The following is a 12,198-nucleotide window of genomic DNA, read 5'->3' on the forward strand; positions in this document are numbered from 1 at the left end:
AGTGTTAGGGGAGCGGCGCTTGAATGACTCCTATGCCACACTCCGCGAATTGTCCAGAAGCGGAAACGCGGACGCTGTGATGTGTTACGCTCTCTTGTGGCGTTGTGGTAAAAGTATTCCCAGTTCCGCTGGCAGGATTGGTGCTTTGAGAACTCCATGCATAAGCTCCACTCCCGCCGGTAGCAAAAATGCGCGCACTTTGACCTTGGAAGAGAGTTTGGTAGAGCGGCACACATCGCAGCGGCGGCGTCGCTGCTTCTTGTGGGAAGGCTGCTTCGGTGACATATACTTCACAAAATGCGATGTCGTCTCCGCTTCGTACCACGACTGGTTTCCGGTGCGGGTCACCATCAATGGATCCTTGCATATATCGTGTTGTAAATGTGGCGTCAGATCCAGAGTTCTGTTCCGCATCTTCAGCAACCCAGGTATACACTCCACTACCACCGCTTGCCGAGAGGGTAACTGTGTCTCCAGCAATAACTGACTGGTATAGCGGGGAACAGCGCAGACTACCCGAAGAGCCGCTACTTTCGGACGGGACGGATTCCACAAGTGTGCGCGCAACCCACACCCCTCCTGCAGAGAGCAAGAGCAGTGCGACAACGAGAACGTTTTTTTGGGTGAAGGATATCATTGCTTGAAGTTCTCACGCGCCCTCTCACGAACCAGTTCCTGGGCCTCTTTCGTGCGGAAGCGATTCGTGTGTGCATATGCGGCATATGCGGCACCTGCGAAAGAGCCGAGCGCAAGTGCTAGGAACAGCGTTTCTGCCGGGCCTGTTTGGACTTGGGCGACGATGGCAATGGCGCTAGGGAGGAAGATTGGGAGCTCTGCTACGATGAGTGGAATGTTGTCTGCGCGAGCTTGTGATCGATTGATAATTGTGCGTCCCAGTGTTCCGAGACTTGCAGGATCGCGCATGAGCGCAGAAAAGCGCACTACACTTTCCTGGTTTGCCTGGAGCGTGCCTAGTGAGATTCCGGCTTCAATATTTGCATCAGGACGGGAAACCCCATTAATACCAACAGAGCCAAACACGAAACTCATTTCACTTGGCAAGGTGTCTTGCACTATGACATTTGTGGCCGCTTGAGCACCTGCGCGCACGCGGAGCGTGAATTCAATTGTATCTCTTGCGCGTGCCTGTACTGGCGTTGTGGAAACTAGGTCTCCTTGAGTTATATTACGCCCCTCTTTTATCAACTGCATTGAGACTGGAGAGCCTCCAACCCCTGGTGTGCCCGCCGTAGTGATTTGGACGAAAGCCTGATCACTCACGTTGAGGGCGTTAGTGGATCGAGCAAAGGCGGTGTTGATATGAGTTGATGTTCCCGCTGGGAATGAGCCGGCCCCAGCTACGCGTGCCTGGAAGCGGATAGTAGTACTCTGCCCAGGGACCATGTCTCCTATCACAATGTCGCCGTCTCCTGCGGGGGCTCCGTCGCGGGTCGTTGTCCCCGCCATACGAATGATAGTGGCCGGTTGCTCATCGGAGAATACGACACTGCGCGCCGTATCATTCCCAACAGATCTGATCCGAATCGTATAAAACACGAGGTCTCCTGGTGCGGCGACAATGCTCTCACTGTCTGTGGCGCCAACAATATCGCGCCGTACCAATTTCTCTATCTCAAGACGAACCGTTGGACCAGTACCTCCACCTCCGCCACCTCCTCCGCCCGATGGAGGGGGGCTCGTTGGCGTTGCCGTAGGTGTTGGACTTGCGGGCGGCACCGTAGGTGTCGGAGTGGGGGATGCGGGTGGATCAGTGGGTGTTGGTGTCGGAGTTACCGGTGGTGTTGCCGTAGGTGTTGGACTTGCGGGCGGGTCAGTAGGGGTTGGTGTTGGGGTTGGGGAGGAGAGAGGCGCAATCGCAACAATACAAGTGACGGTTGTTGCTCCATCTGAGAGTACGACATCCTGACTTGAACTGGCAAAAGACGATGAAAAGGCAACAGAAAAGACGGGCCCAGTGCCTGTTGCGGGTTGGCCATTTACTGCACTCCATGTATATATGCCGCTTCCGCCCGAGGCCACTACATGGGCTTCTTGGTTTGTATCAACGAGTTGCGAGAGCGGCTCACAAGACAAGGGGATCGCCGTAGGTGTCGGAGTGGGGGATGCGGGTGGATCAGTGGGTGTTGGTGTCGGAGTTACCGGTGGTGTTGGCGTAGGAGTGGGACTTGCGGGCGGGTCAGTAGGGGTTGGCGTTGGGGTTGGGGAGGAGAGAGTGACGGGGCATACTGCAGAGCGGCCTGTACGGCTCTCTACGACGACCTCTCGTTCTGCCGGGTCTGCGTCCGCGAAGGTGACTGTAAATGTATCTCCTTCGCCATCTTGCGGGTCAGCATCGTCGTCAAATGCTTGCCAGAGGAAAGGAGGAATTCCAGAACCAGAAAGACTAAATGTTATCGGGACTCCGGGGAAGAACGGGCCAACAGGAGCAACGCAGGCAAAGTCTTCAAATGCGAGGACGACCTGACATGTGGCGGACTGGCCATCGCTTGCAACGGTTACATCAAAGATTGCTCCGCCGGCAACATTAGGATACTGCACACCAACAAGCGCGCCGCTTGTGCTGCTTAGACTACCTCCCGGAGCTGTCCACGTATATGTCCCACTCCCGCCGATTGCGCCAATAAATGCCTGATTATTTCCATTTCCTGGAGTAACAACTTGTAATGCGGGAACGCAGGTAAGTGTGGTAGGAGTCGGTGTGGGGGTAGGAGTCGGTGTGGGGGTAGGAGTCGGTGTGGGGGTAGGCTGTGCATATAGCTCATCACAGTAAAGTTGAGTGTTGTCTACATCCCCAACATCGCGGAACTGAACCCCCAAGAATTGACTCGAATGGAAGGATGGTGGCTCTGGTGCTGGGCCAAAAATAAGATCAACTTGTGAGTAGCATGCATCAATTGAAACAGAGAGATCAACCCAAGATCCTGGCGCAACAGACCGCGAATCTTCGTCATAAATAGTCTGCTGTGCGGTGTAGTGTGGGGGCGTTCCGCCACGATCTGACCAAATGCTATAGGAAACTAAAGTGATAACGCAATCAACATCGTTATCATTGCGAACTCGCGAAGACGCTGAGCCACCTGAGATATTTACTTTGCTACCCTGTGAGAAAATAAGGTTTTTATCACATACAGCAGCGTCCGATGATTGGAAGCGATCCAGTGTTGCTGGTATTTGAGTGGCGGCAATAACGGCAAGCGCGGTGATGCTTGCAATACCGATGTACCCCAAAGCCTTTTTTATAGATGGGCTTAAAGTCATGGTGTTAGCGTACAGTCATCTGTTCTCGTGGGTATCGTAGCTTGCGCCGGATCTCCACTGATAAGCAGCAGCCCATATCCAGGGAATGAAGTATTGATGGATGTGCTAAAAGTGCTACCCGAACCAGACGCTGGGGCTCCCCCGAAAGCGCGCCATGTAAATGTTCCATTTCCGCCACTTGCTGTTGCTGAAACGGAAATAGTGCCCCCCGCTTCTTCTAAAGAGGTAACCGTGCATAGGACGGGTTCTATGAGGTCAGAGAGTGAAATGTCGGCGGGGATTGAAGCGCTTCCGCGTTCGACATTGACGGCAACATCAGGAGCTCCAGAAAGCGCGAGCGCGAGGACAATGCCTATTGCAAGGAAAATCAAGAGTCCTGCGACCTTGCGTTCGTGGATTTGGACCCACTGCACTATTTGTTCTCGGGAGGGAGTGCGCATGTTATTGACCCATCGCTTTGTATATTACATTCTATCACATTTGCTGCCTGAGATCCTGAGAAATCAACATCTCCTGGCGGCGTAATCGCAATAGACGCAATGCCAAGGAGTACGAGCGTTAGGGGTGCGGTTGCAAAATTGAACGTTGTTGATTGTGCGGCTAGCTCGCGAGCTTCTCCAGTCTTCCATCTGTGCAATCGTGTAATACCAAGCCATGTGCCAGCGACAATAAATGCTCCTCCAAGGGCAATGAGAAGTGACTCGGCGATGCCCGTTGACACGGCGCTTGCGTCCCGCAGGCCCCCTCCCATGAGAATAGTGGCGTGTTCCGCCTGAACTCTGGAAAGGTTGGTTGCTTCTACGGCTGCGCGAGTGACAAGTGCCTGTGTCCCAATGCCTGCTCGCAGCTCCGTTTTAGTAGAGAATCGGACACTCACCGTGTCGCCAGCTCGCAACGATCCTAGTGCAATATTGCGACGTATGTCCGCGTTAGCGTCCTGTACACCGTTGATAGAGAGGGTGCCAGGTACAAACGTGAGGTATTCAGGAAGAGTGATTGTGGCAGTTGCGTTGTTTGTGGTATGTATTGCGCGCACGAGAAGGGCGAGCTCGAGTGTTTCGCCTTGCATGGCGCGGGTTTCTTGCGAGAGTTGCGTGGCTCCTCGCGAAAGATTACGCCCACTGAGCGAGAGAGTGATGGCGGGTATCCCTGGGGAGATGTTTTCTCCGCCTTGATTATTCGAATTACCTATCTGTGGAGAGGCCCGGAAGATGGAAAGTGTTCCTGCGTGGGCGATGCGGCCATGTGTGTCGCTGGTGAGGGATGCGGTAATGGGAATGACCGTTGTCCCGATTGCAAATGCGGACTCATTTGCTACGGAGAGGGTCCCAGAAATTTCTATCGTGCGCGTTCCAGAGATGCTCCCAATACGAACGGTGCGCCCGTCGACCGCCCCTGAAGATGTGCGCAATGAATTTGGTACGAGGGATACTGTGCTTGGTAGCGCAAGTGTTAGAGATGCATTTGTAAGCGCACTAACAGACTGTGTTTCCACAAGGATGCGCATAGCAACGTTTTGTCCAGGAGTGCGGGAAAGGGTGTTCGTGAATGCTCCCGTAGCTTCTGGTTCGCGGAATCCAATAGCGAGAGAGATGCTGTCTGCTTGGGTGGTTGGGTTTTGTGATGTAGCAGTGGCTTGCCGCACAGTGACGCCACACACTGCCGACCGCGTTCCATCAGAGACGGTGACGGAACGGGATCCAGGGGCACTAAAGCGTGTGGTAAACGATGCTCCCGTACCCTGTGAAGGGGTACCCGCCCCAGAGCTCCATGTATATGTTCCGCTGCCGCCACGAGCCCGAATGAGAGCATCATCTCCTACTGAGACAGACTGAGAAAGCGGCTCACAGGCAAGGGTCTGATTGTTTTCTGATGCGGGAGTTTCTTGTACAACAATACTGCATGCCTGCGATACTCCACCGCTAACAACGGTGACTATATGTGTTCCTGGAGAGTCTGGCGTTGTGCGGAAGACAGATGCGCCGCCAGTGCGAGGGATGCCGTTGGATGTTGACCATGCGTATGCCCCCGTGCCTCCGGTGGCGAATATATTTGCTGCTTGTCCGCGAGTAATAATTTGATTAAGTGGTGTACACGCGAGGGGTGCGCTCGGAATTTGTGGGGGAATGTTGACAAGTGTCGTTGGGCTTGGTGTTGGCGAAGGCGTCGCTTGCGACGACGGGCTTGGCGTTGTGGTCACGGGCGCTGTCGGAGTCGGGGTTATTTGTGAGGTGGGTGTTGGTGTGAATGCAGGCGTGCTACTTGGCTGGATGCTTATGATTGGGGTCGGTGACGAAGAGACTGGCACCGGTTCTGGGGCAACAAGGACGAGGCATGAAGTTGTCTCCGCGCCACTGCGCACAGTCACCGTGTGTTGATCAAGGCATGTCGGACCTAGGAGCTGTGCATTAAAAATCGGAATTGTGTCTGACGAAATAGGACAAAGGAGCCGAGGAGTATTCAGGGTGTAGCGCGTACTAAAGCTTGTCCCGGTGCCGGCGGACGTGGTCGCTCGTGGTGCGCTCCATTGATACGTTCCCGTGCCTCCAGTTGCGGTGAAAATTACCTCTTGTCCCGGTGCGACAACTCGTGATGAGGGTACGCAGGCAAGCGTTTGTGGGCCAGGTGTTGCACTGGGAGCCGGTGTTGTAGTGGGCGTGCGCGTTGGGGTTGGTGTGGCGCCAGAGCAGGGGATGCCAAGTATCTTATATCCGATGGCGCGATGCACTGCGCGAAGCGTGTCTCCATGTTCGCGCGTACCAGATGGACGACCATATGAGAACATGGTGATCGCTTTTACGCGGCGGTCGTTATAAGCCGCATAGTATGCCGGAGCCTGAAGGTCTTTGAGTGTAGTGAGATTTGTCCACGAACCATTCCTCGCGTACGCCATCATGACGATAACTATGTCTTTCGATGCTGGAACGCGTTGTTTCGCGCGAGAAAGGAATGAGGAGAGGGCTCCCACGTTTGTGCTCGAGGTGTTGCTACCTGGCGGATCGATATAGGCCTCAATGCCGACCCAATCGAGGCCGTCAGAGAATAGCATGTCTTGTTGCATGAGCTGATCATCTGTATAGACGACCCCCACTGGTCTCTGAGCAAGGTTTCGCGCTCGCAACTTTGCCTCAATGTCTTTTATGCGCTGCTCTGTTTGAGCTCGTGTCCAGTTTGGTTCGTCTCCGAGCTCAATGCGGGTCACCTTGCTCCAGTAGGGGCGCATCATGTCGAGCACACGGTTGATCGTTGTATCTGTGACCTGGTCGCGCTCCATGCCGAGGGCAAGGTAAATATTCTTATTGTCCTCAAATGCTCGGCGCACTGCCGCATCCATTTTTGGGATCCAGACATCATCGCTTTCTTCAGAGTGGGATTCATATCCACGTCGTACCCATGCGTGATATGTGTTGGTGAAGCTTGAGACTTCGTTATATACATCCCCATAGCGTCCATCGGTAAAGTAGTATGCAAAATCAATGGGATGGTTGGGGTTGGGAAGCGCGGCACACGTACTTGGGAACGGAGTCGCTATAGGCGCTGGGGTTGGTGTTGCCTGATTGCAGGATATGCCATAGTTAAACACTACATTAAAACCCTCTCCAGTACCTTCGCCATCGATAAGCCATTCGGCGCCTTGCACAATGCGGCCACAGTTATATGCGCCAGTGTCGTAGCTGATGCGCCATTGCTGATTTTTTCCTTGGCCAAAGTGCGTTTCGCCACGATCAAATCCTTGCGCCCACGTTGTGCCAGGCTCGCTGTTATTTCTACTCCACCCAGCAGTCGGTACGTGATCGGCATAGAATTTGAGGTTTACTTCTTTTCCAGTAGTGTTGTCCAACAAGCCTCCTGCAAAAATTTTGGAACACGAAGAGAGGGGATCGGTATTTTCCTGATCGCCAAATTTAGAAAAACTACACTCATCTGTTGAGCGCGAAAGATCCCACGAAAACGATCCTGGGGCCTGTGATGGAGGGTTGCATTCACCGTTCGAGCAACCATACTCACATGCGGGCTCTAGATTTTCTCCATTGCAATTACTGTAGTGCTGGAAAACATATTCTTTCCTCCCTACGCCATTGCATGAGCGATAGGTTTCTTCACACGCTTCTCCACTTCCGGATAATCCAGGATTCTCTACGTTTTCCGCGTTGGTAATGATGCTCTGGCTGCCTGTGGAATTGTATGGATCAGTAGGGCACGAACCAACCTCGGCGTAGGTGCCGTCCGGACATTCTTCAAAGCCACTTTGCTCGAATGGTCCAGGCGCTGCACGGAACTCAGACAAACGGATAGACAGAAGTGTCCCACCGTAAGCGACGGCAACAATAGCGAGCGTAGCGATACTAATAGTGAACCACCTTACTCTATGCAGTGCGTGCACAAAGAAGCCAATGCGCGAGGCTATGGCGCCAAAGAGTTCAACGAGAGAATCTCGCCCTGATTGCATTACTCACAGTATACCTCTGTGCATGCGAGATTGCATGCATTTTTGTCCACATCTTACTCAAAGACGCGCTCTGCATAGACCGCGATGCGACGATAGTTTGTGCCAACCGGCCAGCAACTGAGGAGCACAAGGCTGGGGGTGTTTGTCTGCTCGAGCTCGGTGAGGCGCGCATCATCGGCAAACGGGTTAAAGACAATAGATTTTTTCATTTCAAATACAAACGTTCTCCCGTCTTCATATCGCACATAGAAGCGCTCGCCTGGGTGGAGCTTGCCGAGCAAGGCAAACACGGAGCCGTATGCTCCACGATACCACGGATACGCTGAGCTGTGTCCTAAAACGATTGCGATGCCGTCTTGTCCCGGTTTCACGCTATTACCATAGTGGACAACGCCGTCTTCGAGGCGCTCATAGATATCATCGTTCTGTGGCGGAACGTTAAAGACTATTGGAGCATCAACGCCGAGCCGATCAATAACGAGGCGGGCGTTATGAGGGAGCGGACGCTGGGCGATGTCGTCGGCGAGAGGAAAGAGCGTCGGGATTCCAGCGAGAGAGTCGTCTCGGATAATAGTGCCCGGAGCAACGAAGTACCGAATGTTTGCGCCCACAAAGCGAATATTGAGGAGGCTAAAAATAATAATGAATGAAAAAGTAAAAATGCCCGCAAAGCGAATTTTCATGGCACGCGCATGGTTGTGGAGATGTGGGGGCATATAACACACAGCGCCCTCGCGGGCGCTGTGTAGTGTGCATCACAAACGTTATGCCGTTAGTGACCGCCCGCGCTGGCGAAGTAGCTGAGCTCCAGTATAGCGCATGTGGCCGTAGGTGACGAGCATACTGCCAACAAGTGCGAGCACGGCGGTGTCTGCTGGTCCTGTGGGAACCTTTCCAACAGTACCAATCGACGTACGGGAGATGGGCAGCGTCGCGGAAACCTGGGACGCATTATCTGCGCGCGCATACCCAACATTAATGACGTTATATGTGCCAGAAGGGAATGTGGTCCCTGTGTTTGTGCGCGTCGAGAAGCGAACGCTCGCCTCTTGATTTGGTGCGAGTGAGCCGATTTGGATACCTCCGCTGGTGACGCCATCGCCAACGGCAATACTGTTTACACCGGTTGAGCCACCGAGATACGTGAATCCTTCGGGAAGCGTATCCCATACCACGACGTTTGAAAGCGTCGTGCTGGTTGTATTGCGAACGCGGAGTGTAAATTCAATTGTTTCATTTGATCCAACGACGAGAGATGAGGACTCCGTAACCTGTCCACGCGAAATATTGCGTCCAGTTTTCTGAATAGACATCTGTCCGTTGCCCGGGTTGCCATAGCCTCGTGAAACATTCACGAGAGCGGTGTCGGAGACGCTCCCCGTATTGTTCGCAGTTGCAGTTGCAGTGTTGACGAGCGTGGTTGTGCCGCTTGAGAATGCAGAGTCGTTGTCGACAGTTGCGCGGAATCGCACTGTGATCGTGCGCCCCGAGCTATAGGATCCGAGGTTGAGACCGGAAGACGTGAGTGTGTCGCCAGTGTAGGAGCCATCGATAGTGGTGCTTCCCGAAACGTAGGTTGCGCGATGGGGCAACGCATCGGTGAGACGCAAGTTTTCGACATATGTGCCGCCATGAATATTAATGCGAATGACGTATTCCAGTGAGTCGCCCGGGTCGGCGGCAACGACGTCTTGCTCATTTGTGCCATCCGAGATGTTGCGTACCTGTTTCGTAAGGGAGATATTTGCGGATGAGTTATTGTTGCCAATGCGAACGGAGCACGTTGCGGTCTGGTTTCCGCTCGAGAGATACACCATATTCGTGGTGTCGTATGAGCTATACCACCGTGTCGAGAAGCTCGAGCCCGTGCCATAATTCGGATCGCCACCCGAGGCGTTCCATGAGTAGGAGCCAGTGCCACCGTTTGCGTAAAAGTACACCGTTTGGCCGCTCTGAGCGTTCTGATATGACGGTGAGCAGGAGAGAGATTGGTTCTGCGTCGGCTGTACGTATACGGAGCACGTTGCGGTCTGGTTTCCGCTTACCACCTGCACATTGCGTGTGCCAGAATATGAGAACGAAGAGGTGAAGTTTGAGCCGCTGCCAGTTGTTGGGTTGCCATCATACGCAAACCATGAATATGTTCCGTTGCCACCCTGTGCGAAGAAGATGGCGTTTTGGTTGATAGTAACTGTTTGGTTCGCTGGCGAGCAGGTAAGAGTCTGGTTCTGCGTCGGCTGTACGTTCACTGAGCATGCTGTGCTTTGGGTGCCGCTCACTACGTACACATTGCGTGTGCCTGGAGTACTAAACGTTGTGGCGAAGGACGCGTTTGAGCCAAAACTTGGGTTGCCGTCGTATGCGTTCCAGATATATGAGCCAGTGCCACCGCTTGCCACAAATTGTGCCAACTGTCCTACAAACACTGTTTGGTTTGCTGGCGAGCAGGTAAGAGTTTGATTTTGTGCGGGCTGCACTGTTACAACGCAGGTAGCGCTTTGAGTGCCACTGACAAGATACACATTGCGTGTGCCTGGAGTACTAAACGTTGTGGCGAAGTTTGAGCCGGTTCCGTATGTTGGGGTGCCATCATACGTGTTCCAGACATAAGTGCTCGCTCCGCCTGAGGCAGAGAATTGCGCGAGCTGCCCCACGACAACCGTTTGTGTGGTGGGTGAGCATGAGAGAACTGTTGGCGTTGGAGTCGGGGTTGGTGTGGGAGTGACGGTTGCGCCACAAGCTTGAGCGGTTACGGCAACGGCGACCGTGTTTGAAGAAACGAGCGGGTGAGCTTTTACACGGTAGGTGTATGTGTTGCCGAGAGAAACTGCGGTGTCGGTGTAGATGTTGCTGTTGTATGCCGGTCCTGGCGTGATGAAAAATCCCTCGCCGCCGTTGATGGTTTTAATGACTCCGTTCGAATTGCGATTCGCAACAAGATTCCACGTAAGGTTAATGCGTGGATTTGTGCCACCAACGCATTGCGCTGAAAGCGTAGGGGAGGTAGGGAGAACTGTTGGCGTTGGGGTCGGGGTTGGTGTGGGGGTTGGTGTTGGAGTGGGAGTTGCGATGGCGCCACAGTAATTTGGGTGTTCAAATTTATCTATCGATGCTACGAGATAGTGCCCACTTGTTGGTCCACCGAAAAATGGAGGCGTGAGCGGCTCGCCCTGGAACAAATCTAGCTGGTATTTGCAGGTTGTCGGGACGCTTACCTGCAGACGGGTTGAGCCAATGGTTTCTCCCGGTGCAAGAGTAAACGTCTTTGCATCATGAAGCGTTTGGTTAGCGAGTTCGCCATTTGGATTAACGCGATATGACGCAATGCCAATGGTGTATGTGCATGATGTAGAACGGTTCTCGATCCACGCCATTGCACGTGGGTCCTGGGCGCTACCAGTTGCGGTGAAATGTCCAAAAAGATGTTGAGACGCATCGTCACAGACATCGGCAGCAGTGACAGGTGTGCCAGAAAGGGCCCCAGAAAAGAGGAAAATGGCAAAAAAGACACCGATTCCTGCCCATGGAGTGAGTTTTTGCATATGCTTGTATTCTACAATAAAATGTTTTTAAAGTCAATTACGGCGGGTGGCGAAAACCAAAGGTTTTTCAAGCATTATATCACACCACTGGTGCCCTCGCGTGGAATCGAACCACGATTACAAGTTCCGGAAACTTGCGTCCTATCCGTTGAACGACGAGGGCTTTCATGAACTCTAGTATGCGCCACTCGGTGCTGACAAGCAAAAACCCGATACATCGGGTTTTTGCTTGTGGTGCCCGGGGTGGGAATCGAACCCACACGGCCTTTCGGCCACATCATTTTAAGTGACGTGCGTCTGCCAGTTTCGCCACCCGGACTTTGCTTTTGTTTTTTCCTCGATGCGTTGCCTGAAGGCTATGACAATTAGGGCAAAGAATGCGTAAGTTTTCAATCCTATTATCGCTGTGGTCGCCGTTTATATGATCAAGCTCGACTGGTATTCTGCCATCTTTTGCAGTTTTTGCCCAGCTGCACTCCTCGCATTGTGGCTGTTTTAATCCTGCCAAGAAAAGACGCTTTTTTAACTTAAAACTTTGGAAAGCGCTACCACGCACAAGGATGTCTTCTAGTGTTCTACGTGGTTTCCCGATGCCTCGGAGACCCTTATTCCACGCAGATCCAGTGAAATGATCTATGGGAACTTGTAGCGCTGTTAGCCTCGCCTTAATGCTTTGGTAGTTCCCGCCGGCGGGGATGAGGTTGAGGCGACTAATAACTTCACGGATGCTTTTGCTCCGTTGTGTGGCTGTGCGAAGTTTAGCGTCGCTCCACGTGCGTCCTCTTGGCATAAAGCTATTATACCACAGGTAAGCGTTTTAAAAAATGATGCGACTACCTAAACGAATGAGGCGCAGGTGGGAATCGAACCCACGCGTGGGAGTTTTGCAGACTCCTGCGTTACCACTTCGCCACTGCGCCAGAGATG

The 12,198-nt window shown here is 53.2% G+C and carries 6 protein-coding genes and 3 tRNA genes; all 9 read right to left on the reverse strand.

Features of this window, described 5'->3' with window-relative positions; all coding sequences use genetic code 11:
- Nucleotides 1-4: 4 nt before the first annotated feature.
- The 9 genes from QY311_02300 to QY311_02340 all read right to left on the reverse strand — a co-directional run bounded on the left by QY311_02300 (nucleotide 5) and on the right by QY311_02340 (nucleotide 12,191).
- The gene (locus tag QY311_02300) at nucleotides 5-637 is read right to left on the reverse strand and encodes a hypothetical protein (protein ID WKZ26949.1); all 633 of its coding nucleotides are present in this window, start codon (nucleotides 635-637) and stop codon (nucleotides 5-7) included.
- Nucleotides 634-3,279 (reverse strand): hypothetical protein, encoded by a 2,646-nt coding sequence (locus QY311_02305; protein WKZ26950.1) that lies wholly within the window; start codon nucleotides 3,277-3,279, stop codon nucleotides 634-636. The genes QY311_02300 and QY311_02305 overlap by 4 nt, the downstream gene beginning before the upstream one ends.
- Nucleotides 3,276-3,719, reverse strand: a complete 444-nt coding sequence (locus QY311_02310) for a hypothetical protein (GenBank protein ID WKZ26951.1) — start codon at nucleotides 3,717-3,719, stop codon at nucleotides 3,276-3,278. The genes QY311_02305 and QY311_02310 overlap by 4 nt, the downstream gene beginning before the upstream one ends.
- On the reverse strand, nucleotides 3,692-7,729 hold the full coding sequence (locus QY311_02315; protein ID WKZ26952.1) for a hypothetical protein: 4,038 nt from the start codon (nucleotides 7,727-7,729) through the stop codon (nucleotides 3,692-3,694). Before QY311_02315 ends, QY311_02310 begins: the two co-directional genes overlap by 28 nt.
- Nucleotides 7,730-7,782: 53 nt before the next feature.
- On the reverse strand, nucleotides 7,783-8,445 hold the full coding sequence (locus QY311_02320) for a sortase (protein ID WKZ26953.1): 663 nt from the start codon (nucleotides 8,443-8,445) through the stop codon (nucleotides 7,783-7,785).
- A 48-nt stretch (nucleotides 8,446-8,493) separates the two neighbouring features.
- Nucleotides 8,494-11,271, reverse strand: coding sequence for a hypothetical protein (locus QY311_02325; GenBank protein ID WKZ26954.1), 2,778 nt, complete (start codon nucleotides 11,269-11,271; stop codon nucleotides 8,494-8,496).
- An 88-nt stretch (nucleotides 11,272-11,359) separates the two neighbouring features.
- Nucleotides 11,360-11,434 (reverse strand) — tRNA-Arg (locus QY311_02330).
- Between the two features lie 69 nt (nucleotides 11,435-11,503).
- Nucleotides 11,504-11,590 (reverse strand) — tRNA-Leu (locus QY311_02335).
- Between the two features lie 529 nt (nucleotides 11,591-12,119).
- Nucleotides 12,120-12,191 (reverse strand) — tRNA-Cys (locus QY311_02340).
- Nucleotides 12,192-12,198: the final 7 nt, after the last annotated feature.

Source organism: Candidatus Paceibacterota bacterium (genome assembly GCA_030583765.1).
Lineage (GTDB): Bacteria > Patescibacteriota > Minisyncoccia > 2-02-FULL-40-12 > GWA2-44-9.

Bases quoted from the DNA above. Each gene is read 5' to 3' on its own strand.
- QY311_02300 (WKZ26949.1), bottom strand. From the start codon at position 637: ATGATATCCTTCACCCAAAAAAACGTTCTCGTTGTCGCACTGCTCTTG.
- QY311_02315 (WKZ26952.1), bottom strand. From the start codon at position 7,729: ATGCAATCAGGGCGAGATTCTCTCGTTGAACTCTTTGGCGCCATAGCC.
- QY311_02305 (WKZ26950.1), bottom strand. From the start codon at position 3,279: ATGACTTTAAGCCCATCTATAAAAAAGGCTTTGGGGTACATCGGTATT.
- QY311_02320 (WKZ26953.1), bottom strand. From the start codon at position 8,445: ATGCCCCCACATCTCCACAACCATGCGCGTGCCATGAAAATTCGCTTT.
- QY311_02310 (WKZ26951.1), bottom strand. From the start codon at position 3,719: ATGCGCACTCCCTCCCGAGAACAAATAGTGCAGTGGGTCCAAATCCAC.
- QY311_02325 (WKZ26954.1), bottom strand. From the start codon at position 11,271: ATGCAAAAACTCACTCCATGGGCAGGAATCGGTGTCTTTTTTGCCATT.